The following is a 24,827-nucleotide window of genomic DNA, read 5'->3' as shown; positions in this document are numbered from 1 at the left end:
GGGGGATGGCGATGACGATCCTCGAACTAAGCGACATCTCGAAATCCTACGGCCACGGAAATAGCCGAAACGACGTCCTGGCCAACATCGACCTCACGGTAAAGGAAGGTGAATTCATCGCGATCGTCGGCTTCTCCGGTGCCGGGAAGACGACGTTGATTTCACTTCTCGCCGGTCTCGCGAAGCCGGATACAGGCGCGGTACTCTTCCGTGGGGGGAAGTGACCGGTCCCGGCCCCGAACGCGGCGTGGTGTTCCAGTCGTACTCCCTGATGCCTTGGCTGACGGTCGAAGCCAATGTCTCGCTGGCGGTCGACAGTGTCTTCAAGACGAAGAGCAGGGCCGAACGCCGGGAGATCGTGTCGCGCTATGTCGGCATGGTTGGCCTTGAGCATGCGAAGGATCGCAGACCTGCGGAGCTTTCCGGAGGCATGCGCCAACGCGTTGCCGTGGCGCGGGCTCTCGCAATGCAGCCCGACGTCCTGCTGATGGACGAGCCCCTTTCGGCACTGGATGCGCTGACCCGTTCGAAGCTGCAGGACGAGTTCGCGGCCATTTCCGAACAGGAGAAGAGGACGATCATTCTCGTCACCAATGACGTCGACGAGGCGATCCTGCTCGCCGACCGTATCGTTCCTCTGACACCGGGCCCGAATGCACGGCTCGGTCCCAGTTTCGACGTCACTCTGCCGCGGCCGCGTGCTTGCGCGGACATGAACTCAGACCCGGAATTCATTCGCCTGCGCGCTGCTGTCACGGCATACCTGATGGATGTCGGCGCCGATCGTAACGCATCGGCCGGCCGCGTCATCGAACTGCCGAACGTCGTTCCGATCACGCAGAAACCCAGAGTGGAGACGTTGCCGGCGGCGTACGAGCGCGCCGCCCGCACCGTCGTCGAGCGCCGCTTCGTCGAGTTTTCGGAGGTCCGCAAGACCTACGCCACGCCCAAGGGGCCGCTGACCGTCGTCGACGGGTTCGACCTCAAGATCAACAAGGGCGAGTTCATCTCGGTGATCGGCCATTCCGGCTGCGGCAAGTCGACGGTCCTGTCGATGGCAGCCGGACTGAACTCGATCTCGGGCGGCGGCATCATTCTCGACGGAAAGGAAATCTCCGGTGCGGGGCCGGACCGTGCCGTGGTGTTCCAGTCCCCCTCGCTGATGCCTTGGCTGACGGCGCGCGAGAATGTCGCCCTCGGCGTCGACCGCGTCTATCCGAATGCCTCTCCGGCCGAACGCACGGACATCGTCGAATACTATCTCGAAAAGGTAGGCCTCGGCGATTCCATGCACCGAATGGCTGCGGACCTGTCGAGCGGCATGAAACAGCGTGTCGGCATCGCTCGCGCCTTTGCCCTCTCCCCCAAGCTTCTGCTTCTCGATGAGCCGTTCGGCATGCTCGACAGCCTGACGCGCTGGCAACTGCAGGAAGTGCTCATGGATGTCTGGGCACGCACCAAGGTCACGGCCGTCTGCGTAACGCATGACGTCGACGAAGCGATCCTGCTCGCCGATCGCGTGGTGATGATGTCGAATGGCCCGAACGCGCGCATCGGCAACATCATGGATGTGCATTTGCCGCGTCCGCGAAGCCGCAAGGCCCTGCTCGCCCACCGCGACTACTACGCCTATCGCGAAGAACTCATTGATTTCCTCGAGGCCTACGAGGGCGGGGCAAATCCATCGCCCGAGCGCCTCGAAACAATCCGGCAGAAGCGCGCCGCTCGTCTCGAAGAGACCGGCGCGGCTCTTACCAGAACCGCAGCGGAGTAAGAACCATGGCAGAAAAACTCGTCATCATCGGCAATGGCATGGCTCCTGGCCGCATGCTGGAGCACCTGCTCGAACAGGCGCCGGACCGTTACCAGGTCACGATCTTCAACGCCGAGCCGCGGGTCAATTACGACCGCATCATGCTCTCCCCGGTCCTCTCGGGCGAGAAGACCTACGAGCAGATCGTCATTCACGGCGACGGCTGGTACATCGCTCACGGCATTACCCTCTACAAGGGCCACAAGATCGTCGCGATTGACCGCGCGGCGAAGACGGTGACCTCCGACCACGGCGTGACCGAGAGCTACGACAAGCTGGTGATCGCCACTGGCTCGGTCCCCTTCATTCTTCCCCTGCCGGGCAAGGAACTGCCAGGTGTCCTCACCTATCGTGACCTCGACGACGTGAATGCGATGCTTCTCGCAGCGCAGTCACGTGAAAAGGCGATCGTCATCGGCGGTGGCCTTCTCGGTCTCGAGGCGGCAGCGGGTCTTGCCGAGCGCGGCATGGACGTCACCGTGCTGCATGTCATGCCGACGCTGATGGAGCGCCAGCTCGACCCGGCTGCCGGCTATCTTTTGCAAAAGGCAGTGGAAGAGCGCGGCATCAAGGTGATCTGCAAGGCCAATACCAAGGCGATCCTCGGAGAAGACAAGGTGGAGGGCGTCGAGCTCGAGGACGGCCGCGTCATTCCCGCGACCCTCGTCGTAATGGCGGTCGGGATCCGCCCGAGCGTCGGGCTGGCCAAGGATGCGGGGCTTGCAATCAATCGCGGCATCGTCGTCGACGGGGGGATGAGGACCTCGGACGGCAACATTCTTGCGCTCGGAGAATGCGCCGAGGTCGGCGGCATGGTCTACGGGCTGGTGGCGCCGCTCTACGAGATGGCGCGTGTGGCGGCCGCTCACCTTGCCGGCGACAGTACGCCCGCCTTCGTCCATTCGGACACACCGACGAAACTGAAGGTGACAGGCATCGACCTCTATTCACTCGGGGACTTCGCCGACGGGGACGATCGGGAGGAGATTGTCCTGCGGGACGCCTCGGCAGGCGTCTACAAGCGGTTGGTCATCAAGGACGACCGTATCATCGGCACGGTTCTCTACGGCGACACCGGTGACGGGCCCTGGTTCAACGATCTCAAGAAGAAGGGCTCAGACATCTCCGAGATGCGCGAGACCCTGATCTTCGGTCAGGCGTACCAAGGGGGTGTCCCGCTGGACCCTATGGCGGCCGTTGCAGCCTTGCCGGATGATGCGGAGATCTGCGGCTGCAACGGCGTCTGTAAGGGAAAGATCGTCTCGACAATTACCGGAAAAGGCCTGACCACGCTCGATGGTGTGCGCGCCCACACCAAGGCCTCGGCCTCATGCGGCAACTGCACCGGTCTGGTGGAGCAGCTGATGGCACTGACACTGGGCGATGCCTACAACCCTGCGGCCGTGACGCCGATGTGCGGCTGTACGGATTTCGGACACGACGATGTCCGCCGGCTGATCAAGGCGAAGAAGCTGAAGACCATTCCGGCGGTGATGCAGGAACTCGAGTGGAAGACCTCGTGCGGCTGCGCCAAGTGCCGGCCGGCGCTCAACTACTATCTCGTTTGTGACTGGCCGGACGAATACGCCGATGACTACCAGTCGCGCTTCGTCAACGAGCGCGTGCACGCCAATATCCAGAAGGACGGTACCTATTCGGTCGTTCCGCGCATGTGGGGTGGCGTGACGTCATCGAGCGAGTTGCGGGCGATCGCCGACGTGGTCGACCGGTTCGAGATTCCAATGGTCAAGGTGACCGGCGGCCAGCGCATCGACATGCTGGGCATCAAGAAGGAGGACCTTCCTGCCGTATGGGCCGAACTCGGCAAGGCGGGCTTCGTCTCGGGTCAAGCTTACGCCAAGGGGCTGCGCACGGTGAAGACCTGCGTCGGTTCGGACTGGTGCCGGTTCGGTACCCAGGATTCGACCGGTCTCGGCATCCGCATCGAGAAGTTCATGTGGGGGTCCTGGACGCCTGCCAAGGTGAAGATGGCGGTCTCAGGTTGCCCGCGCAACTGCGCGGAAGCGACCTGCAAGGATGTCGGCGTGATCTGCGTCGACTCCGGCTTCGAAATCCATTTCGCCGGTGCGGCCGGCCTCGACATCAAGGGCACCGAAGTGCTCGGTCTCGTGAGGACCGAGGACGAAGCGCTGGAGGTGATCGCCGCCCTCACGCAAATGTATCGCGAGCAAGCCCGGTACCTCGAGCGCATCTACAAATGGGCGAAACGTGTCGGTGTCGACGAGGTGCGTCGGCAGGTTCTCGACGATCCCGACAAGCGCCGCGCCTACTTCGACCGGTTTGTCTTCTCGCAGAAATTCGCACAGGTCGACCCCTGGTCCGAGCGTGTGTCCGGCAAGGACAAACATGAGTTCCGGCCGATGGCGAGCGTCGGGTTCAACGCGGCGGCAGAGTAGCCGTCTTCTCTTCTCCCGGCCGCAGGGAGGGATGATGAAGTTTTCAAAGAAAGGAAAGCCATGACCTGGATTGCTATCGGCCACATCGACGACATTCCCGTGCGCGGCGCGCGCTGCGTGAAGACGCCTGAGGGCAAGATCGCCGTGTTCCGGACCGCCGAAAACGAGGTTTTTGCCATCGACGATCATTGCCCGCACAAGGGTGGACCGCTTTCGGAGGGCATCGTGCACGGCAAGGCGGTGACTTGCCCCCTGCACAACTGGGTGATCTCGCTGGAAAGCGGCGAGGCTCTCGGTGCCGACGAAGGATCTGTTCGCACGATCTCCGTCCGCAACGAAGACGGCAAACTCTCGATCTCGCTTGAAAGCGCAGTCCTGGCAGCCGCGGAGTAGCGAGAAGCCCAACTTTTCCAGCAACAAGGAAACACGGCCATGTCATATGTTCAACCGACCGATTTCGTAACCAAGATGATCGACGCCGGTGAAGCGAAGGTCTTCATGTCGACCAGGGACACGCTGATCCGGGCGTTCATGGCCGGCGCGATCCTCGCGCTCGCCGCAGCGTTCGCCGTGACGATCAATGTCCAGACGGGCCAGCCGCTCGCCGGGGCGATCCTCTTTCCGGTGGGCTTTTGCCTGCTCTATCTCATGGGCTTCGATCTTCTGACCGGCGTCTTCACGCTCGTGCCGCTTGCGCTGATCGACAAGCGTCCGGGAGTGACGATCGGTGGGGTGCTGCGCAATTGGGGCCTGGTCTTCGCAGGAAATTTCGCCGGCGCGCTGGTTGTTGCAGTGATGATGGCGATCATTTTCACGTTCGGCTTCACGGTCGAGCCGAACGAGGTCGGTCAGAAAATCGGCCATATCGGCGAGGGTCGTACGCTCGGCTATGCGGCGCATGGTGCCGCCGGCATGCTGACGCTGTTCATCCGCGGCGTGCTCTGCAACTGGATGGTATCGACGGGCGTAGTTGCGGCGATGATGTCGACCTCGGTATCGGGTAAGGTGATCGGTATGTGGATGCCGATCATGCTGTTTTTCTACATGGGTTTCGAGCACTCCATCGTGAACATGTTCCTGTTCCCGTCGGGTCTGATGCTCGGTGGCCAGTTTTCGATCATGGATTATTTCATCTGGAACGAGATTCCGACCGTTCTCGGCAATCTCGTCGGTGGTCTCACTTTCGTCGGTCTGACGCTCTACTCGACCCACGCTCGCACCGGCTCCAAACGCACCGCAAAAATAGACCGGATGGCCGACGTGGCCGGTGCCCCGGCGGAGTAGGCCCGTGAAACCTGAATTCAGCGGAATAGAGCTGGGCGGGTGTGCGAGATCCGGCGCCACCAGGACCACTTGTCCCTATTGTGGCGTCGGCTGCGGTGTCATTGCAACGGCGGGCGATGACGGCCAGTTCAGTATCAAGGGCGATCCGGATCACCCGGCGAATTTAGGGCGACTGTGCTCCAAGGGTTCGGCGCTCGCCGAGACTCTCGGGTCCGAGGGGCGGCTTCTTTACCCTGAAATCGGCGGCGTGCGGACCGATTGGAACAGTGCCCTCGATCTGGTCGCTGAAACCTTCCGTCAGACAGTCGCGGAGCACGGCCCGGACTCTGTCGCCTTTTACGTTTCCGGGCAGCTACTGACCGAGGACTATTACGTCGCCAACAAGCTGATGAAGGGCTTCATTGGCTCGGCGAACATCGATACGAACTCGCGCCTGTGCATGGCCTCGTCCGTCGCGGGCCACCGGCGTGCCTTCGGCGCCGACGTCGTGCCCTGCAGCTACGATGACCTCGAATGCGCTGATCTCGTCGTGCTCGTCGGCTCCAATACGGCCTGGTGTCATCCGGTACTCTATCAAAGGCTTGCCGCCGCCAAGGCGGCCCGGCCCGAGATGAAGGTCGTCGTCATCGACCCCCGCCGAACCGCAACTTGCGAGATCGCAGACCTGCATCTGCCGGTGCGAACCGATGGTGACGTGGCGCTCTTCAACGGCCTTCTCGCCCACTTGGCCGAGACGGGTACGCTCGACCACGCCTATATCGCGGCACACACCGACGGATTCGCCGAGGTCCGCGGGGCTGTCAATGGGGTCTCGGTCAGCGACGTGGCACGGCAAACAGGACTTTCCGCCGTCGCGATCCGCCGCTTCTTCTCGCTATTCGAGAGAACGGAGAAAGTGGTGACCTGTTACAGCCAGGGGGTCAACCAATCGTCGCTCGGCACCGACAAGGTCAACGCCATCATCAACTGCCACCTCGCGACGGGCCGGATCGGCCGGCCCGGTATGGGGCCATTCTCGTTGACCGGACAGCCGAACGCCATGGGCGGTCGCGAGGTCGGCGGCCTTGCAAACATGCTTGCGGCCCATATGGCGATCGAGAACCCGAACGATCGCGAGCGCGTCCAGCGCTTCTGGGATTCTCCGGTGATCGCCCACAAGCCGGGGCTGAAGGCGGTCGACATGTTCGACGCAGTCGCGGATGGACGCATCAAGGCGCTCTGGATCATGTCCACCAACCCGGTCGTTTCGATGCCGGACGCCGATCGCGTTCGCGCAGCGATCGAGGCCTGCCCGTTCGTCGTCGTTTCCGACATCGAGAAGCGGACCGACACCACTCGCCTCGCGGACGTGCTTTTGCCGGCGGCGGGCTGGAGCGAAAAGGCCGGAACGGTCACCAATTCGGAGCGCCGCATCTCCCGACAGCGGCCGTTCCGTCTTGCTCCGGGTGAAGCCCGTCCCGATTGGTGGCAGCTTGCCGAAGTCGGGAGGCGCATGGGGTTTGCCGAGGCCTTCGCCTGGAGTTCCCCGGCCGAGATATTCGCTGAGCACGCCGCGCTCTCCGCCTTCGAGAACGAGGGTGGTCGCGCGTTCGACATCGGCGCCCATGCCGGGATCGATACGGAAGCCTATGACGCCCTTGCGCCATTCAAATGGCCGCAACGGTCCGACGAGGCTTCCGCGGAGCGCCGCCTCTTCGCGGACGGGCGGTATTTCCACCCCGATGCACGCGCCCGCTTCGTAGCCGTGCAGTCGACAGCCCCGTTGCGTGTCAGCCCCGACTTTCCTCTTGTCCTCAACACCGGGCGTGTCCGTGACCACTGGCACACGATGACACGGACCGGCAGGAGTGCACGGCTTTCCGCTCATACGGCCGAGCCGTTCGCCGAATTGCATCCGCTGGATGCCGTCGAGCACGGGATCTCCGACGCCGACCTCGTCGAGCTTTCTGCCGAGAACGGCGCGCGGGTCGTTCTTCGGGCCCTGCTTTCGGACCGCCAGTCGCGCGGTTGCGTCTTCGTGCCGATGCACTGGACAGGCGAAACCGCATCCCTCGGGCGCGTCGACACCCTGGTCTCTCCGGTAACCGATCCGGTCTCCGGGCAGCCGGCGTCGAAACATGTGGCGGTCACGGCGCGGCGCTATGTGGCTCGAGCCTACGGTTTCGCGGTCAGTGCGGAGCGGCCCGAAGGACTGGATACCGCCTATTGGGCGGAGGCGCGTGCCGATGGCGGCTGGAGGGTCGAGCTCGGCTTCGACGCGACCGTTTCCGATTGGGAGAGCTGGGCGCGGCGGGTCTTCGCGATACCGGCGGAGGCCGAGATTGCGCGCTATGTCGATCTCAGGGGCGGGGACTACCGGATCGCCTTCTTCGCGGAGGGGCGGCTTCTCGCTGCGCTCTTTATCTCCGCCGAGCCGGTTGCCGTGTCACGGAGCTGGGCGGTCTCGCAGCTCTCATGTCCACACACTGACGCCGCGAGGCGCCAGGCGATCGTCGCTGGCCGGCCCGGCGCCGACCGTCCGGATAAGGGCGCCATCGTCTGCTCCTGCTTTGCGGTCGGCGTCAATCAGATTGCCGCGGCCGCCCGCAAGGGGTGCCGCAGCGTAGAAGCGATCGGCGTAGAGCTTTCTGCGGGTACGAATTGCGGCTCCTGCCGCTCTGAAATCGGAAGGATTATCGATGGCACGCAGACACTTGCAGCCGAGTGAGGAAGGTTGCCGTGGCCGGATTGCGCCGCTTGCGGCGCTTCCGGTGTTCTGGGAGCTTCGCGGCAGGAGGGTCATGGTCGCCGGCGGTTCGGATGGCGCGGCGTGGAAGGCCGAGCTTATGGCGGCCGCCGGGGCGGAGGTACACGTTTTCGCCGATGAGGAGCAAATGAGTGAGGCGATGCGGGAGCTGACTGGTTCTTGTGAGCATCGACCGGCGTCCCGGATCGTCCATCACCCGCGCACTTGGTCCCCTGACAATTTCGCCGGCATGGCGCTCGCAATTGCGGACTGTGCAGACGAGACCGAGGCCGAAGCCTTCTGCCATGCCGCGGACGCGATGGGCGTTCCCGCGAATGTCATCGATCGGCCGGCCTTCTGCCGGTTTCGCTTCGGCTCGATCGTCAACCGGTCGCCGGTGATCGTCTCGATCTCGACCGACGGCGCCGCTCCGATTCTCGCGCAGGCGATCCGTCGTCGTATCGAGACGCTGCTTCCGGCCACACTCGGCGCCTGGACCGACATCGCGCAAAAGATCCGTGACCGCTTGCACGAGCGCCTGTCGCATGGGCCCCTGCGCCGTGCCTTCTGGGAAGGCTTCGTCGACCGGGCTCTTGCCGGCGGCGAGCCTCCGGAGGAGGGGACGGCGCATGCGCTTCTCAACGAGGCGGACACCCTCGCCGCAGAGCCGTCCGGTGGCCATCTTGCCTTTGTCGGCGCGCATCCGTCCGACCCCGAGCTTCTCACGCTGAAGGCGGTGCATGCCCTGCAATCCGCCGATGTCATTTTCTTCGACGACAATATCGCCGGCGGCGTGCTGGAGCTGGCGCGGAGGGAGGCAAGGCGCGTCCCCGTCGATACGCGCGAAGCTGGCAAGCCGGCGTTGTCCGACGAGGCTCTCGCCCTGGTGCTCGCCGGAAAGCGGATTGTGTGGCTCTGCTCTGCCGGTGTTGTGGATCCGGTTCTTGAGGCGGCGCAGGCCGGCTGGTTGCAGCAAAGGGGCGTGACGGTGGAAGCGATACCCGGCGTTGCGACAACGGGGCAGGAGGTCGGGTGGTTCGGTGCCAATTGCAATGTCGCCTACGGTACGCTGCAGCTTCGCGCGTGAGCGCGCTCGAAGCCGGGCACAATGGAGGCCGGGGTTCCGGCCGAGATCCCGCCGGTCTGACAACCGGAACATGGGGCCATAGCTGAGATTGTTGCGCCACGATGCTCCCCGGCCCTGTCAATCGGCATCCGCTTGCATTGTTTGCCAGCGCAAACGGGCGAACGAGACTTTGCCGATCATCCGTCCTGCTTGACAGCGTCGAACTCTTGTCGGCCTGACCGAGAGAAGGTACGTCGCTACGCGGTCGTGTCGCCTGACAGGTTCATTTGTCTTCTGCAGCTTCAATCATAACTTCGGCGGTCCTCGATGACCTTCCCGTCATTCGGGAGCGCACCAGGCGGCAACAGTTCCACGGTTCCCCGCATTTTCAGCGTCGCCATGATGCTCTGCTCGTAAAGTGCGGGATTGGTCGCGCGGGTCTCGATCTGAACCGTCATCGTATCCATTTCCCCGACGCGGCTCGCGATGACGCGTGCCCGGACGATTTCATCATGCCGACCAACCAGTTGTGCCACCTGTTCCGGTCGCACGAACATGCCCTTGATTTTCGTTGTTTGGTCAGCGCGGCCCATCCAGCCCTTGATGCGGCGATTGGTGCGCCCGCAGGGGCTGGTGCCGGGCAGAATGGCGGAGAGGTCACCCGTCGCGAAGCGGACGAGCGGATAATCCGGATTGAGCGAGGTCACGATTACTTCGCCGACCTCGCCGTCCGGAACAGGCCGATCAGAGCCGGGGCGCACGATCTCGACGATCACGCCCTCATCCATGATCAGACCGTCCATCGCGGACGATTCATAGGCGATGTTTCCGAGATCCGCCGTTGCGTAGACCTGCAGGCAGGCAATGCCGCGATCGGTGTAGTATTGCCTCAAGCTCGGGAACAACGCGCCACCGGAGACGGCCGCACGGCTGATCTTGAGGCGCTCGCCCAGTTCATCGGCTTTCTCCAGAATCACCTTGAGATAATCCGGCGTTCCAGCATAGACCGTCGAACCGATATCGGCAGCGGCGCGCACCTGCAGTTCGGTCTGGCCCGTGCCGGCGGGCAGGATGGCGGCCCCGACCGCACGCGCACCATTCTCGAAAATCATGCCGGCCGGTGTCAGGTGATAGCCGAAGCAATTGTGCACGATGTCACCCCGGCCGACACCGAGTGCATGGAGAAAGCGGCCCATGCGCCACCAGTCATGGCTGATGCCGCCCGGCTCGTAGATCGGTCCCGGCGACTGGAAATAGTGCACGACATTGGCGACGGGCAGGCCGCCGAAAGGGGGCTGCGCCTTCTGGTGCTCGGAAAGTTCCGCCTTACGCAAGACCGGCAGCGCCGCAAGTTCCGAAAGATCGGCGAGGGGATTCCGTCCCCACCGAGGCAGCAAGGCGTTGAGTGCCGCCAGTTGGCCGGCGTCGCGTTCGTCGCGGGAGCGCGTTTCCAAAGAGTCGAAATGGCTCATGATGTCTTTCCTTGCTTCCGCTGCCCTCATGCCAACCACCGTTTGCGGCGGCGGTAGCTTCGGACATCACGGAAGCTGTTGCGTCCTTTGTCCGACATGCCGAGATAGAATTCCTTGACGTCCGGGTTTTCGCGCAGATCCCTGGCGGAGCCGTCCATCACCACGCGACCGCTTTCCAGAATGTAGCCGTAGTGGGCATAGCGCAGCGCCACATTGGTGTTCTGTTCGGCCAGCAGGAAAGTGACGCCTTCGCCCTCGTTCACGTTCTTCACGATCTCGAAGATCTGCTCGACCAGCTGTGGCGCGAGTCCCATGCTGGGCTCGTCGAGGAGAATGGTTTCCGGGCGGCTCATGAGCGCGCGGCCAATCGCCGTCATCTGCTGTTCGCCACCCGAAGTATAGCCGGCCTGCGATTTGCGCCGCTCTTTCAGGCGCGGAAAATAGGTGTAGACCATATCGAGATCGCGGCGGATATCGGCTTTGCTGTCCCGGCGGATATACGCGCCGGTCAAAAGGTTCTCCTCCACCGTCAGATGCTCGAAACAATGACGCCCTTCCATCACCTGGACCACGCCGCGGCGTACCAGATCTGCCGGTGAAAGATCCTGAACGCGATCGCCGCGATAGACGATGCTGCCCTTGGTGACTTCACCACGCTCCGACTTCAGAAGATTGGAGATGGCTTTCAAGGTGGTGGTCTTGCCGGCGCCGTTACCTCCGAGCAGCGCCGTCACGCCGCCCTTCGGGACGGAGAGGCTCACGCCCTTCAAGACGAGGATCACGTGATTGTAGATCACCTCGATATTGTTGACCTCCAGCAAGGTCCCATTCGCGTTGGTCGCATTCAGCATGAGTGTCGTCCCGGCAAGAGTGAAGGGATGCCCCGGGCGTTCAGCCGGGGCACCCTCCGGTTCATTTGCAGCGTTCTGCGATCTTGTTTTCCGCAGCGTAAGCGGCGGAATCTTCCATGATCAGCGGCGTCAGGACCTCGTCGTCCGGCGCTATGAAGTCCGTGATGAGGTTCCACTTCTTCGCCGACGCATCCCATTGTTGGAGCAGCGCGGCGCCGGGGCCGCCATGGTCGGAGCAGGAGGCCTTGAATGGCTGGCCGAACTTCGGAAGGCCGAGCTCCGTCATGCGCGCCTCGGTGATCTCCAACTGCTCGAAGCCGTCACGCAGGTCTGCGGCGGTGATGTTCGACTTGCCGGTGATCTGCTGCGCCTTGCGGATGGCTTCGGAAATCACCAATGCAGCATACATTCCGCGCGAGTAGAGAACGGAGCCGAATTGGTCACCGGCGCCGCTCGCCTTGCCGGCATCGATCACGTATTTCTTGAGGTCGCCGTAGAGCGGATAATCCATGCCCGTGCCGTGCATGGCGAGCGACTTGTAGCCGTTGGCGCCCATGCCCGCAGGCAGAACGTCGTTTTCCGAACCGGACCACCAGACGCCGATGAAATTCTCCATCGGATAGTTGATGTTGGCGGCCTCCTGGATCGCCACCGCGTTCATCACGCCCCACCCCCACATCAGCACGTAATCAGGTTTTTCGCGGCGGATCTGCAGCCACTGGCTCTTCTGCTCCTGGCCCGGATGATCGACTGGGATCTGCAACAGATCGTAGCCGTGCTTCTTGGATAGCTCCGTGAGCGTGCGGATCGGCTCCTTGCCATAGGCCGAGTTATGGTAGACCAGCGCGATCTTCTTGCCCTTCAGGTCGCCACCGTTCTGGTCGAGCAGGTAGCGGATGGCGACGCTGGCGCCGTCCCAATAATTCGCCGGGTAGTTGAAGACCCATTCGAAGACCTTGCCATTTGCCGCCGAGGTGCGGCCATAACCGGGCGTGTAGAGCGGGATGCCGTCGGCCGAGACCTTGGGGATCAGCTGATAGGTGATCCCGGTCGAGAGCGGGTTGTAGACCAGCGCCCCTTGACCCTTCGTGGCCTCGTAGCACTCCACCCCCTTCTCGGTATTGTATGCGGTCTCGCATTCGGGAACCTGGATCTTCTCACCGCCGATGCCGCCGTCGCGCTCGTTGAGCAAGGTGAAATAGTCATTGAAACCGTCAGCATAGGGTATGCCACCCGGTGCATAGGGGCCCGTCCGATAGGACAGGTTCGGCACGATCAGATCGGCAGAGGCCGGCATACTGCTCATCAGCATGGTGGCCGCCGCAAAGGCTGCAAGCATCTTCTTCATCTCATTTCCTCCCAGACAAAGACGAATTCACAACAAGGCCGCAGTTCCCCGCCGCGGCATTCGGGACCGGCCCCCTAATGAGGGAAGGGCCATAGACGCAGTTTCTCCTTCGCAACCCGCCACAGCTGATTGAGCCCGTGCGGTTCCACGATGAGGAAGATGATGATCAGTCCGCCAACGATGATCAGCTCGAGATTTGCCGCGAGGTCCGTCGGCCAGCCCAACCGACCGACGAGCACGTTCTTGAGGAGTACCGGCAGCAGCACGAGGAAGGCCGCTCCGGCGAAGCTTCCGAAGATCGATCCAAGCCCGCCGATGATGACCATGAACAGCACGAGGAAGCTCTTCTGGATGCCGAAAGCCTCGCCGACCTCGACGGCGCCGAGGTAGACCGTAAAGAAGAGAGCGCCCGCGATGCCGATGTAGAAGGATGAGACGGCGAAGGCCGAAAGCTTGGCCGTCAGCGGATTCACGCCAATGATCTCGGCGGCGATATCCATATCGCGGATCGCCATCCAGCGACGGCCGACGGAACCGCGCGTCAGATTGCGGGCAAGCCAGGCGAGGGTGAAGAGTATGATGAGGCAGAAGAGGTACTTGGCCCAGGCCGGCGTGCTGGCGCCCGTCACTGCAATACCGAAGAGACTGCGTTCCGGTGCCGTGATCTGGCCGGAGGCCGAATAGTTGAAAAACCACGGCACCTTGTTGAAGAGCCAGACCAGGAAGAATTGCGCGGCAAGGGTCGCGACGGCGAGATAGAAGCCCTTGATCCTGAGGCTGGGCAATCCGAACAGGACACCGACGAAGGCCGTGATGAGACCTGCCAGCAGGACATGCACGATGATCGGCACATCGGGCATCGCCGTCATCAGCTTGTAGCAGGCATAGGCGCCGACCGCCATGAATCCGCCGGTGCCGAGGCTTACCTGACCGCAATAGCCGGTCAGGATGTTGAGGCCGATGGCCGCGATGGCGTAGATCAGGAAAGGCACGAAGACCGCATTTGCCCAGTAGTCGTCGATCACGAAGGGGATGACCCCGAAGGCGATCGCCACCACGATGTAATAGCGGATCCGGTCGAATTTGATCGGAAAGGTCTGGCTGTCGGCCACATAGGTTGTCTTGAAGTCACCGGCCTCGCGGTAGAGCATGTCTCAGACCCTTTCGATGATGCGTTCGCCGAACAGGCCCTGCGGCCTGAAGACGAGGAAGACCAGCGCGAGCACATAGGCGAACCAGTTTTCTGTCGCGCCGCCGACCAGCGGGCCGACGAAGAACTCGAAGAGTTTTTCGCCCATGCCGATGATGAGTCCGCCAACGATGGCGCCGGGAATGGAGGTGAAGCCGCCGAGCATCAGGACCGGCAGGGCCTTCAGCGCGATCAGGGACAGGCTGAACTGGACCCCCGATTTCGAGCCCCACATGATGCCCGCAACCAGGGCCACGACGCCGGCGATGGACCAGACGAGGGCCCAGATGAAACGCAGCGAAATACCGACGGACAGCGCCGCTTGATGGTCATCCGCAACTGCACGCAACGCCCGGCCCTGCTTGGAGTATTGCGAGAAGACGGTGAGCGCGAGTACGAGCAGGGCCGCGATAACGGTCGCGACGATATCCAGCCGGTCGATAAAGAAGCCGTAGCCGAACCAGTCGTTCGTGACACTTTCGATCGTCTCGTCGATGCCCTTCGGCAGGCCGATGTCGAGCGTTTTAATGTCGGAGCCCCACATCGCGTCGCCAAGGCCCTCGAGGAAGTAGGCAAGACCGATCGTTGCCATGAACAGGATGATCGGCTCCTGGTTGACGAGGTGCTTGAGCACATAGCGCTCTACCAGGACGGCGAGCAGGGTCATGACGCCTGCGGTGATCAGGATGGCGATCAGCGCCGGCACCTTGAAGCCGAAATGATGGAGGCTCGTGCCAAAGAGTGCATTGATGAGGTGCGCGAAGGGGACTTGGCCGTCCATGATGCCGACGAGCGTCAACGCGGCGAACAGCGCAAGAACGCCCTGCGCATAGTTGAAGATGCCGCTCGCCTTGAAGATCAGCACGAAGCCCAGCGCTACAAGCGCATACATGACGCCGGACATCAAACCGTTCAGCGTGACCTCGAGCGCGTAATAGACGGTGTCGGGCATCAGGCAGCTCTCCTTGCCTTCTTTCGATTTCTACTCATGGGAGACCCCCAGATAGGCGTCGATCACCGCTTGGCTGTTGCGCACCTCGTCCGGTGTGCCGTCACCGATCTTCTTGCCGTAATCCATCACGACGACGCGGTCGGAGAGGTCCATGACGACCCCCATGTCGTGTTCGATGAGCACGATCGTCGTTCCGAACTCATCGTTCACGTCGAGGATGAAGCGGCACATGTCCTCCTTTTCCTCGACATTCATCCCCGCCATCGGCTCGTCGAGCAGCAGAAGTTTCGGTTCGGCAGCCAATGCGCGCGCCAGTTCCACCCGCTTCTTCAGGCCATAGGGAAGCCGTCCGACGGACGTCTTGCGGATTGCCTGGATTTCCAGAAAGTCGATGATCTTTTCGACCTTCTCCCGATGAGCGGTTTCCTCTCTCTCCGCCGCCCCCCACCAGAGCGCCTGTCGCAGCAGGCCGGTCTTCATCAACGTCAACCGGCCGGTCATGATGTTGTCGAGAACGCTCATGCCGTCGAAGAGTGCGATGTTCTGAAATGTACGGGCAATGCCCTGGCGGGCGACCTTGTAGGGTTTTATCGCCGGCCGACGCGCGCCACGAAACCAGACTTCGCCCTCCTGTGGTACGTAGAAACCCGAAATGACGTTCAGCATCGAGGACTTGCCCGCGCCATTCGGACCGATGATCGAACGAATTTCACCCTCGCGGATATCGAAACTGATGTCGGTGACGGCCTTCACCCCGCCAAAGCGAAGAGTGATGTTCTTCATCTCCATCAGAATGTCGCCGATCTTCCGGCCATCGGCGGTGGTGGTGAAGGTGGTGAGGGGGGTCTGCGCATTCATGCGGCGGCCCTCCGTTCGGGAATGGGAACGGTCGCCGCATCCGCGATCTGCAGCGTCGCTCTCAGCAGCCCCTTGCGACCATCTTCGTAGGTGACTTCCGTCTGCGTGCTGATGCTCGTCGAGCCGTCGTAAAGTGCGGCGATGAGGTCGTGGTATTTCTCGGCGATGATGTTGCGGCGGACCTTTCTCGTGCGGGTCAGTTCGCCGTCATCGGCATCCAGCTCCTTGTGCAGGATCAGGAAGCGGTGGATCTGGCAGCCGGCGAGCATGCTGTCGGCGGCGAGTGACCGGTTCACCTCCTCGACGTGGCCGCGGATCATGTCGTAAACCAGCGGGTGGCCCGCGAGTTCCTGATAACTGGAATAGGCGATGTTGTTGCGCTCGGCCCAATTGCCGACAGCCGTCAGGTCGATGTTGATGAAGGCGCAACACCGTTCCAGACCGGCGCCGAAGACGACGGCTTCCAGGATGCTCGGGTAGAACTTTAGCTTGTTCTCGACATATTTCGGGGCAAACAGATGGCCGTTGGCCATCTTGCCGACGTCCTTGGCCCGGTCGATGATGCGCAAGTGCCCGGTTTCCTCATCGAAGAAACCCGCGTCGCCGGTTGCAACCCAGCCATCAAGGTCCTTGACGGAGGCCGTGCTTTCCGGATTCCGGTAATATTCCAGGAAGGTTCCGGGGCTTCGATAGAAGACCTCTCCACTCTCGGCGATCTTCACCTCGACGCCGGGCGAAGGCACGCCGACGGTATCGGAACGCACCTGGCCGTCCGGCTGTTGTGTGATGAAAACGCTGGCCTCCGTCTGGCCGTAGAGCTGCTTCAGGTTGATGCCGAGCGAGCGGTAAAAGTCGAAGATCTCAGGCCCGATGGCCTCGCCGGCCGTGTAACCCACACGAATGCGGCTGAAGCCCAGCGTGTTTTTCAGCGGACCGTAGATCACGAGATCGCCCAACAGGTATTTCAATCGGTCCAAGGTCGGGACAGGCCGTCCGTCAAGGATCGCGGGACCCACCTTGCGGGCATGGTCCATGAAGATGCGGAACAGCCATCGCTTCAAAGGTGCCGCATCTTCCATGCGGATCATTACGTTGGTCAGCTGGCTTTCGAAGACGCGAGGCGGTGCGAAGAAATAGGTCGGTCCGATTTCCCGCAGATCGTTCATCATGGTGGCCGGGCTTTCGGGACAATTGACGCAAAAGCCGGCCCAAATCGCCTGCCCCATCGAGAAGATGAAATCGCCCACCCAGGCCATCGGCAGGTAGGCCAGAATTTCCTCAGAAGGGCCGAGGTGATCGAATTCGCAGGAATTGCGCGATGTCTCGATAATATTCCGATTGGAGAGAACAACGCCCTTGGGCTTGGCCGTCGTGCCCGACGTATAGAGCATCACACAGGGGTCGTCATAGGTGAGCGCCGCGATACGCTGGTCAAGCTCTGCCTCGAACCGGTGGTGCGCCGCCCTGCCTTCCGACAGCACATCGGCAAGAGCGTTCATCCGTGAATGGTCGTATTTGCGCATTCCGCGCTTGTCGACATACACGACTTGATCGATGGACTTGATGCGTTCCTGAACCTCGATCACCTTGTCGACCTGCTCCTGGTCACCGCACACGACGAGCCGCGCACCGCAGTGTTCCAGCACGTATTCCGCCTCGTCGGCGACGGCGTCCTGGTAAAGCGGCACCGGGACGGCACCGCACATCTGCGCGGCGACGATCGACCAGTAGAGGGAAGGGCGGTTGCGTCCTACGACTGCGATGAAGTCACCGCGTTTCAGCCCGAGCGCCAGGAAGCCCATGGCCAGTGCCCGCGTCTCCGCATACGCTTCGGCCCAGGTCCAGGTCTGCCAGATGCCGAACTCCTTTTCCCGATAGGCCGGGCGCCGCGACAGCATTTGCGCGTTCCTCGCCATCAGTGCCGGAATAGACGCAAGCCCCGAGCCGGGCTGCCGGTCTGTCATGTCGTTCCTCCCCTTGACCCGTGCAGGGCTGGACGGCGCCTGATCTACCGTCCGGCTACCGTTCATTCACAACTCTCGCCGCAAAGCTTTTCGTCATTTTTTCTGAAATCTTACGAATTGTGACAGCGATGATTGCCCCTTCCCCAGTCCCTCCGCGGATGGTAGCCATGCAGGAGGGAGAAGGATCGGATGCCGCTTTCCGAGGAGGAGCACAAAGGCCTCATCAAGACGGGCCTGAACCTGATCAGTCAGGCGTTGTCGATCTTCGACAGCGATTTGAAACTTGCCGTCTGCAACCGTCGTTATCAGGATATGTTCGACTTTCCGGATGCCTTCGTGTCACCGGGGGTGAGCTTCGAGGAGACGATCCGATATCTGGTGCTGAGGGGCGAGTATGGCTCGGTCGACGATGCGGAAGAGGCGGTTCGCACGCGCGTGAAGGCTGCGCAGGCCTTCGTTCCGCACTACCTCGAACGCATGCGGCCAAACGGCCGCTGGGTTTCGGTCGAGGGGTTTCCCTTGCCGCAGGGCGGCTGGGTTACGGTCTACACGGATATCACCGAAGTACGGATACAGCAGCAGATGCTGCGGACCCGCTCTGCCGAGCTTTCGGAGCAGCTTCTGTCCAACACCGAACGCCTTTCCGAGACGAACAGGGCTCTTTCTGCGGCCAACACGGCGCTCGAGGCGGCCAAGAACCAGTTGGCTGAAATGGAGGCGCGCATCCGCCTGACAACGGAAATGATCCCGCGCACATTGCCCATGTCGATTGCAATTTTCGCTACACCTATACCAACCGACGTCTCTCATCGGTCATTCCCGGGCGCCCCTCGCAGATCGTCGGGCTCACGGGGCGCGATGTGCTGGGCGAAAGCTCATTTGCCAAGATCAAACCCTATCTCGTCCGCGCGCTGGCGGGTGTTTCCTCCATTTGCGAATTCACGGACGACGACTCGGGCCGGAGAATTCGAACAGCCTTTACTCCGGATCGAAATGATGACGGGCCAATTCATGGCGTCTACATTCTGTCGACGGACATTACTGAGGAGAGCCAGGCGCGTGCCGCGCTTGCGCAGACGCGCAAGCGGGAACTTGCCGCACAGTTGACGTCCGGGCTGGCGCATGACTTCGCCAATCTCTTGACGATTATTCTTGGACTGCAGAGCAGGCTGGAACAGATGTCTTTGCCGCCGGGGGCGAAGGATCTGGTGACTTCGACGCTCGCTGCGGCACGTCGCGGCGGCAACCTCACCGACCGGATTGCATCCATTTCAGGTCGGCGCGAGCTCAGGCCGGCGCCAGTCAATCTCTGCGATTTTATCAAGGACTTGATGCGTCTCGCGGGACCGGCGCTGGCCGACAATATCCGGTTGGACGTCGACATCCCTTCGATCGGCATTCCGCTCATTCTCGACGCCGGCTCGTTACAGGATTCGCTACTGAACCTGATCCTGAACGCCAAGGACGCCATCGGCGCGAAACCGGGCACCATCACGCTGCGCGTCCGCACAGTGCATGAAACCTGGATCGAGTTCTCTGTTTTGGACACCGGGGCCGGCTTTTCGCCCGAAGCGCTTGAGCACGCGCTTAACCCCTTCTTCACCACGAAGGGTGGCGAAGGTTCCGGTCTCGGCCTTTCCATGGTCTATGATCAGGCAACGATGTCCGGCGGAAGCGTGCGCCTGGAGAACCGTCCGGAAGGCGGTGCGCGTGTCGAGCTTCGGCTTCCTTATCGACCAGCAAGCAAGGAGGAGCCGCTGCACACGGTGTTGCTGGTCGAAGACAGCGACGACATCCGCGAGACCGTGCGCGATATGCTCTGCTCGCTCGGACATTCGGTTATTGAGGCGGCGAGTGCTGAGGAAGCAGAAAGTCTCGTCGATCTTCCGCAACTCGATCTCGTGCTGGCCGACATTCACTTGAAGGGCGGACGTACGGGCCTCGATCTTGCCGAAACGCTTCTGGCAAGAGGAGGAATGCCGATCGCCCTCATGAGCTCCCTTCCTGCCTCAGCGTCTTTGCGGATCGCGGCCGAAGAACGGTTCCCGCTGCTGCCCAAGCCCTTCGACAGCCAGACGCTTGCACGGTTCCTGCCGACGGTGACCAAATGACCCAACCGCTTGTCGCCATTCTCGATGATGAACCACAGATCCGCCAGGTTCTCTCGGATGCGCTTACGGAAGCCGGGTTCAAGACGGCGACTTTTGCCCGCGCGACAGAATTCGAGGCGGCGCTGAAGCGATGCGTCCCGGACGTTTGCCTTGTCGACCTCGGTTTACCGGATCGTGACGGCCTACTGCTGGTGCATCGGTTGGCGCTGGATTCGGGTGCGGCCATCATCATCATTTCAGGACGCGCCCAAGTGCAGGACCGTGTCATGGGCCTTGAGCTCGGCGCCGATGACTACATCATCAAGCCTTTCGAACCGGCCGAGATCGTGGCCCGTGTCCGCGCCCGCCTGCGCAAGGGGCGTCCGACCGGCGAGCGCACCAGCCAGATCGCGCGGTTCGATGGATGGACTGCGCTCTTCGACAGCTACACGCTTGTCTCGGCCACCGGGGAGCAGGTGTCCTTTTCCAATGCGGAGGGGCAGGTGCTGCGACTTTTCCTCGAGAGACCCCGCCGACTGATCTCCCGCACGCAGATGCAGGAAGCCTTGGGCGGGATTGCGGGCGAGAGCTTTGACCGTGCGATGGACGTGCGCATTTCGCGCCTGCGCACCAAGCTCGGCGAAGATCCGAAAAATCCGGCATTGATCAAGACGATCTACGGAGCCGGCTATATCTTTCTCGGGGATGTGCGCTGGGAATGAGAAGGAATGTCGTTGGGGAGACAGCATCCGGTTCGATAAGGCAGAGATCGCGGATTTTCTCTGACGACTGTAAGCATGGCGCATCACCACGTGTTCGCTGCGCCACTATCTTGCGGGAAGGTTGGCGTTCGACTTTCGCGCCTATCGCAATACACGCCTATTCGACGGTGCTGAACACCCTCTGGAGCGCCGTAAAGTCCTAGACTTATCGACATATAGATCGGGACAGCCCTTCGGGCCGATGCGCTGATGTCGGACCGGCTGCGGCCTTCCTATCGGCGAGCAGGGGTCACAATGTCTGGTCACTCAGGCATGTGATTGGACATGTGCGCATCGTGGCTGCTGTGCTCGTTGCCCGCCGGTGCTGCGGTGAAGATATCGGACCGTTCGTCGCCCTCGACGATCAGCTTTCCAACGAGGCCGCGCGCCGCCCTGGAGAGGGCGTGGTCGACCAGCGTGTATTCCCCGGGGACGTCCAGGGTGAGATCGACCACCGAGGCGCCGCCCGGCGGCACGGTGATCGTCTGCACGTCGGTCAAGGGGCTGGAAGTCACCGACGCGAGGTCGTAGACCCTGTCGAAGATCTCGCCGATCACGTGGAAGCTCGAAGTTTTGTTCGGTCCGCCGACTCCAAAATAGATGCGGACGGTTTCGCCGGCTTTCGCTCTCAGAGCGTTTTCGTTGGTCAGTGCCTTGTCTGCGCCGTTGAAGACATAGTATTCCGGCTGCTCGTCGAGCAGCTTCTCGCTGCTTGCAGTAAGCTTTCCTTTCGTGCCGAAGGCCTCTTCCGTGTAGAGCTCTCCCTGCATGACGTAGAACTCACGATCGACCAGGGGCAGGCCTTCCTCCGGTTCGACGAGGATAAGTCCGTACATGCCGTTTGCGATGTGCTGGGCCGCAAGCGGCACCGCGCAGTGATAGACGTAGAGGCCGGGCTTCGCGGCCTTGAACGAGAATCCCCTGGTTTCTCCGGGCGCGGCATCCGTGGCCACTGCACCGCCGCCGGGTCCGGTCACCGCATGGAAGTCGACGCTGTGGCGCTCGCTGCTGTCGGACACATTTGTCAGCTCGACCTTCACCGTGTCTCCGACGCGGACGCGGACGAAGGGGCCCGGTACTTTCCTGTTGAACGTCCAGTAATGATAGGTCGTCCCGTCGGCGACCGCTCCGGTCACTTCGACCGTTTCCAGGTTCACGGTAACGGTTTCTGGTCCCTTCCGATGAACCGGCGCGGGAAGGTCGGTCGATTGCCGGACGATGGCGAGCGGCTTCTCGGCGGTTCCGTTTTCTGTCGGATGCTGGTGATTGCCTGCTGCCATCGAGGGCTGACCCGTGGTGAGGGCGAGCCCCGAGACTGCGGCGGCGAAGAGTGCGTTGCGGAAGCCCGAGATCATGGTGTCCTCTTGAGATGTACCGGTCACGAGTTAGCCGTACGCTGGCCTTGTCCTCTTTGTGGAAGCGCAACCAAGCCGCGGGCTCTCAAACTTGTGAGGAAGCGTGAGCCTGCTCGGCACTCGAGAACGGCAGTGCCATGATCGGCGCGCGAGTCCTGCGGGCGCCGGTGCCCTGCCGGATTGGGCTGGCAAAGGCGGTTGCCTCTTTGCTGGGCGACAAAGAACGCAACGTCAACTGCTGTGCAAATGGCCGCTGGGCCGGGAACCGGAATCAAGGCGGATGAGATTGGATAGCGGAATGAACCCCAATGAGGCGCAATCGCCCGACGGCCAGGAAACCGACTGGGATCCCAGACGGGAGGATGTGCAGAGGAATCAGATCCGCGCTTACGACCATATGCGCGGGACCTGTCCAGTTGCACACAGCGATTATCTCGGCTGGTCCCTCTTTCGGCATGCAGACGTTTTGCAGATTGTGACGGACCATCACGGGTTCAGCAATGTTGTTTCACGGCACCCGTCCGTGCCGAACGGGATGGATCCTCCCGAACACACCGGCTACAGGCAGTTGATCGAACGCTATTTCACGCAGCAGAGGGTGGACGCCTTCGAGCCGGTATGTCGCCAGATTGCCGGCGAACTCGTCGGATCGCTGAAGGCGAGCTCGACCTGGGAAGTGATGTCGAACCTTGCCGAGCCCTACGCCGTCCGGGTTCAGTGTGGTTTTCTCGGTTGGCCAGAGGGGCTGCACGGGCCGTTGCGCCAATGGGTCCGAAAGAATCAGGAGGCGACACTTGCCCGTGATACAGAGGCGATGGCGTCGATCGCGCTCGAGTTCGACAGCTACATCCGCGCGCAGCTTGATGCGCGCAAATCCGCGGATGGAGCCGCACCGGAGGATATCACCACCGAGCTATTGCGACAGACGATCGGCGGTGAAAGGCTTGCCTACGCCGACATCGTCAGCATCCTGCGCAACTGGACTGTCGGGGAGCTTGGAACGATTGCGGCCTGTGTCGAGATCATCATGCATTTTCTGGCGCAGAACCAGGAGGTACAGTCGCGATTGCGCAAGGATCGCGCACGCCTTCCGCTCGCGATCGAGGAGATTCTCCGCCTCAATGGTCCTCTGATATCCAATCGACGCACCGCCAGGAGATCCGTCGTTATCGGCGATCGCCAGGTCGAGGCGGGCGACAGGGTGACTGTGATATGGGCATCGGCGAACCGCGATCCGGCCGTTTTCGAGGACGCTGACCAATACCGCCCCGATCGCGACCAGTCGTCGAACCTGCTCTATGGCGCCGGAATCCACGTGTGCCCCGGCGCGGCCCTGGCGAGGATGCAGTTGCGGGTGATGATCAGCGAGGTGCTGAGCGGTATCTCGCAGTTCACGCTGGCTTCCGATTGTGAACCCGTGCACGCCATCTATCCCGCAGGCGGCCTGGCGTCACTCGAAATCCAGACGGACGGTGCGTCTCCACAAGTCGCGTGAGCAGAGGATTGATATTGCCGTTTGCTGGTTGGCGGTCGCGCCTCTTGAGGGATGTACAAGGGCATATTTCGTGTCGAGGTCAGGCAATTCGGCAGGACTCAAGCGAACGTCGGTGCAACCTCGATCAGCGCCTGCTCCGAGCCGCCCTTGTCGATGATCGAGAAGACGGCGTTGAGCATGCCCTTCACGTCCTGCCGGACCATTTCGATGTCATGACCGAGAAGTGCGACGAAGGGATCCCAGTCAAAGCAGCCGATGATCGGCGAGCGGCCTTCGAAATGGTGGGAGGTCTTGATCCAGCGCATCACCCCTTCGAGCGAGATCGTCGAGTTGGCGAACATACCGCGAGGCAGGGGACCTTCGGAGGTGGCGAGCGCAGCCAGCGAGCTTTCCGCTTTCTCCGGTGCGTAGCCGCAGGTGAGGATGTGTCGCTCGTCGATTGGAACGCCCATGTCGTCGTGCGCGGCGCGAAACCCGCGAACGCGCTCGGCCGTATTGTGATCGGATCCGCGACCGCCGATGAAGAGCAGCGGGGAGGCCTCGCCGAGCTTGTTGCGGCAATTGACGAGGGTTCGCCGGGTCAATTCCCGCGCGCCGGCGAAGTTGTCGGAGATGACCGACGGTGCTTTCGAGCCGGGCAGGTCGAGATTGATGCTGTGGGCACCGGATGAGAGGCAGATATCCGTGATGCGGTCGGGATTTGTCGCGCCGGTCGCGATCAACCACTCCACCTGATAGGAGAGCATGGTCCGCGCTGCTTCCACCTCCAGGTCGGGGTCGCGCCGGGTGCAGGTGACGATCGGGAACAGCCCCCGCGCGCGCGCCATCGCTTCGAACGTTTCGACGATCGACCCAAAATAGCGATTGTCATATTTGGGCACGATCATGCCAATGATCTTTGACTTCTCCCGCCTCAGCAGGCTTGCCTGCATGTTGACGGCATAGCCCTGTTCCTCGGCAATGCGGCCGATCTTCTCGGCGAGCTGGCTGCTGATCCGGCGCTTCTTCCAGGTGCCGTTGAGCACCGCGCTGACTGCGCTCGCCGAGGTCCCGGCAAGCTCGGCAAGATCGTAGATCGTGGTCTTTTTTGCTGGTCGTCTCTGATTCACGAAGTCCTCCTGTGAAAGCCACCTTGACATCAAAGAGTGATGGTGGCAATTGTTGCTTCATCGATTGAGCAGCGATGC

The 24,827-nt window shown here is 61.9% G+C and carries 16 protein-coding genes and 2 pseudogenes; 9 read left to right on the top strand and 9 right to left on the bottom strand.

Annotation, left to right across the window (positions count from 1 at the left end):
* Positions 1-11: 11 nt before the first annotated feature.
* From H4I97_RS19280 to H4I97_RS19255, 6 genes and pseudogenes are all read left to right on the top strand, one after another.
* A pseudogene (locus tag H4I97_RS19280) lies at positions 12-1,774 on the top strand (ABC transporter ATP-binding protein).
* Positions 1,775-1,779: 5 nt separating this feature from the next.
* Entirely contained in the window at positions 1,780-4,230 is a 2,451-nt protein-coding gene (nirB, locus tag H4I97_RS19275) for a nitrite reductase large subunit NirB (protein ID WP_182308467.1), read from the top strand.
* A 60-nt stretch (positions 4,231-4,290) separates the two neighbouring features.
* Positions 4,291-4,623 (top strand): nitrite reductase small subunit NirD, encoded by a 333-nt coding sequence (gene nirD, locus H4I97_RS19270; protein WP_182308466.1) that lies wholly within the window; start codon positions 4,291-4,293, stop codon positions 4,621-4,623.
* A gap of 39 nt (positions 4,624-4,662) precedes the next feature.
* Positions 4,663-5,514, top strand: a complete 852-nt coding sequence (locus H4I97_RS19265; RefSeq protein WP_182308465.1) for a formate/nitrite transporter family protein — start codon at positions 4,663-4,665, stop codon at positions 5,512-5,514.
* Positions 5,515-5,518: 4 nt separating this feature from the next.
* The gene (locus H4I97_RS19260) at positions 5,519-8,221 is read left to right on the top strand and encodes a nitrate reductase (RefSeq protein ID WP_244658871.1); all 2,703 of its coding nucleotides are present in this window, start codon (positions 5,519-5,521) and stop codon (positions 8,219-8,221) included.
* Positions 8,193-9,326, top strand: coding sequence for an NAD(P)-dependent oxidoreductase (locus H4I97_RS19255; RefSeq protein WP_182308464.1), 1,134 nt, complete (start codon positions 8,193-8,195; stop codon positions 9,324-9,326). Before H4I97_RS19260 ends, H4I97_RS19255 begins: the two co-directional genes overlap by 29 nt.
* A 281-nt stretch (positions 9,327-9,607) precedes the next feature.
* Here H4I97_RS19255 and H4I97_RS19250 read toward each other — a convergent pair whose 3' ends face one another.
* The 7 genes from H4I97_RS19250 to H4I97_RS19220 form a co-directional block, all read right to left on the bottom strand.
* Complete coding sequence (locus tag H4I97_RS19250; RefSeq protein ID WP_182308463.1) at positions 9,608-10,777, bottom strand: phenylacetate--CoA ligase family protein; 1,170 nt, start codon at positions 10,775-10,777, stop codon at positions 9,608-9,610.
* Positions 10,778-10,803: 26 nt separating this feature from the next.
* Complete coding sequence (locus H4I97_RS19245) at positions 10,804-11,628, bottom strand: ABC transporter ATP-binding protein (RefSeq protein ID WP_182308462.1); 825 nt, start codon at positions 11,626-11,628, stop codon at positions 10,804-10,806.
* A gap of 61 nt (positions 11,629-11,689) precedes the next feature.
* Positions 11,690-12,976, bottom strand: a complete 1,287-nt coding sequence (locus H4I97_RS19240; RefSeq protein ID WP_182308461.1) for an ABC transporter substrate-binding protein — start codon at positions 12,974-12,976, stop codon at positions 11,690-11,692.
* A 74-nt stretch (positions 12,977-13,050) separates the two neighbouring features.
* Positions 13,051-14,127 carry a branched-chain amino acid ABC transporter permease gene (locus H4I97_RS19235; protein WP_182308460.1) on the bottom strand — a complete coding sequence of 359 codons (1,077 nt, stop codon included), beginning with the start codon at positions 14,125-14,127 and terminating at the stop codon, positions 13,051-13,053.
* 3 nt (positions 14,128-14,130) lie between these two features.
* Entirely contained in the window at positions 14,131-15,117 is a 987-nt protein-coding gene (locus H4I97_RS19230) for a branched-chain amino acid ABC transporter permease (RefSeq protein WP_182308459.1), read from the bottom strand.
* 30 nt (positions 15,118-15,147) lie between these two features.
* Positions 15,148-15,975 carry an ABC transporter ATP-binding protein gene (locus tag H4I97_RS19225; protein WP_182308458.1) on the bottom strand — a complete coding sequence of 276 codons (828 nt, stop codon included), beginning with the start codon at positions 15,973-15,975 and terminating at the stop codon, positions 15,148-15,150.
* Positions 15,972-17,939: a long-chain fatty acid--CoA ligase gene (locus H4I97_RS19220; RefSeq protein ID WP_182308457.1), complete on the bottom strand. Its 1,968-nt coding sequence runs from the start codon at positions 17,937-17,939 to the stop codon at positions 15,972-15,974. The genes H4I97_RS19225 and H4I97_RS19220 overlap by 4 nt, the downstream gene beginning before the upstream one ends.
* A 189-nt stretch (positions 17,940-18,128) precedes the next feature.
* Between H4I97_RS19220 and H4I97_RS19215 the strand changes: the two are divergent.
* Positions 18,129-20,050, top strand: a pseudogene (locus H4I97_RS19215) (PAS-domain containing protein).
* Entirely contained in the window at positions 20,047-20,751 is a 705-nt protein-coding gene (locus tag H4I97_RS19210; RefSeq protein ID WP_112687707.1) for a response regulator transcription factor, read from the top strand. The pseudogene H4I97_RS19215 and the gene H4I97_RS19210 overlap by 4 nt, the downstream one beginning before the upstream one ends.
* Before the next feature lie 302 nt (positions 20,752-21,053).
* Here the strand turns inward: H4I97_RS19210 and nirK are convergent, their stop codons facing one another.
* Complete coding sequence (gene nirK / locus H4I97_RS19205; RefSeq protein ID WP_182308456.1) at positions 21,054-22,145, bottom strand: copper-containing nitrite reductase; 1,092 nt, start codon at positions 22,143-22,145, stop codon at positions 21,054-21,056.
* A 298-nt stretch (positions 22,146-22,443) separates the two neighbouring features.
* On the opposite strand from nirK, the gene H4I97_RS19200 reads away from it, so the two are divergent.
* Positions 22,444-23,640, top strand: coding sequence for a cytochrome P450 (locus H4I97_RS19200; RefSeq protein WP_182308991.1), 1,197 nt, complete (start codon positions 22,444-22,446; stop codon positions 23,638-23,640).
* 98 nt (positions 23,641-23,738) lie between these two features.
* Here H4I97_RS19200 and H4I97_RS19195 read toward each other — a convergent pair whose 3' ends face one another.
* Positions 23,739-24,749 carry a LacI family DNA-binding transcriptional regulator gene (locus H4I97_RS19195; protein ID WP_182308455.1) on the bottom strand — a complete coding sequence of 337 codons (1,011 nt, stop codon included), beginning with the start codon at positions 24,747-24,749 and terminating at the stop codon, positions 23,739-23,741.
* Positions 24,750-24,827 lie beyond the last annotated feature (78 nt).

This window comes from Ciceribacter thiooxidans (assembly GCF_014126615.1).
Lineage (GTDB): Bacteria > Pseudomonadota > Alphaproteobacteria > Rhizobiales > Rhizobiaceae > Allorhizobium > Allorhizobium thiooxidans.
Note: the sequence above shows the minus strand (reverse complement) of the source record. Positions and strands in the feature narration are given on the sequence as shown.

Excerpts from the sequence above, each read along its gene's own strand:
- nirB (WP_182308467.1), top strand. The coding sequence starts at position 1,780 with ATGGCAGAAAAACTCGTCATCATCGGCAATGGCATGGCTCCTGGCCGC.
- nirD (WP_182308466.1), top strand. The coding sequence starts at position 4,291 with ATGACCTGGATTGCTATCGGCCACATCGACGACATTCCCGTGCGCGGC.
- H4I97_RS19265 (WP_182308465.1), top strand. The coding sequence starts at position 4,663 with ATGTCATATGTTCAACCGACCGATTTCGTAACCAAGATGATCGACGCC.
- H4I97_RS19255 (WP_182308464.1), top strand. The coding sequence starts at position 8,193 with ATGGCACGCAGACACTTGCAGCCGAGTGAGGAAGGTTGCCGTGGCCGG.
- H4I97_RS19250 (WP_182308463.1), bottom strand. The coding sequence starts at position 10,777 with ATGAGCCATTTCGACTCTTTGGAAACGCGCTCCCGCGACGAACGCGAC.
- H4I97_RS19245 (WP_182308462.1), bottom strand. The coding sequence starts at position 11,628 with ATGCTGAATGCGACCAACGCGAATGGGACCTTGCTGGAGGTCAACAAT.
- H4I97_RS19240 (WP_182308461.1), bottom strand. The coding sequence starts at position 12,976 with ATGAAGAAGATGCTTGCAGCCTTTGCGGCGGCCACCATGCTGATGAGC.
- H4I97_RS19235 (WP_182308460.1), bottom strand. The coding sequence starts at position 14,127 with ATGCTCTACCGCGAGGCCGGTGACTTCAAGACAACCTATGTGGCCGAC.
- H4I97_RS19230 (WP_182308459.1), bottom strand. The coding sequence starts at position 15,117 with ATGCCCGACACCGTCTATTACGCGCTCGAGGTCACGCTGAACGGTTTG.
- H4I97_RS19225 (WP_182308458.1), bottom strand. The coding sequence starts at position 15,975 with ATGAATGCGCAGACCCCCCTCACCACCTTCACCACCACCGCCGATGGC.
- H4I97_RS19220 (WP_182308457.1), bottom strand. The coding sequence starts at position 17,939 with ATGACAGACCGGCAGCCCGGCTCGGGGCTTGCGTCTATTCCGGCACTG.
- H4I97_RS19210 (WP_112687707.1), top strand. The coding sequence starts at position 20,047 with ATGACCCAACCGCTTGTCGCCATTCTCGATGATGAACCACAGATCCGC.
- nirK (WP_182308456.1), bottom strand. The coding sequence starts at position 22,145 with ATGATCTCGGGCTTCCGCAACGCACTCTTCGCCGCCGCAGTCTCGGGG.
- H4I97_RS19200 (WP_182308991.1), top strand. The coding sequence starts at position 22,444 with ATGAACCCCAATGAGGCGCAATCGCCCGACGGCCAGGAAACCGACTGG.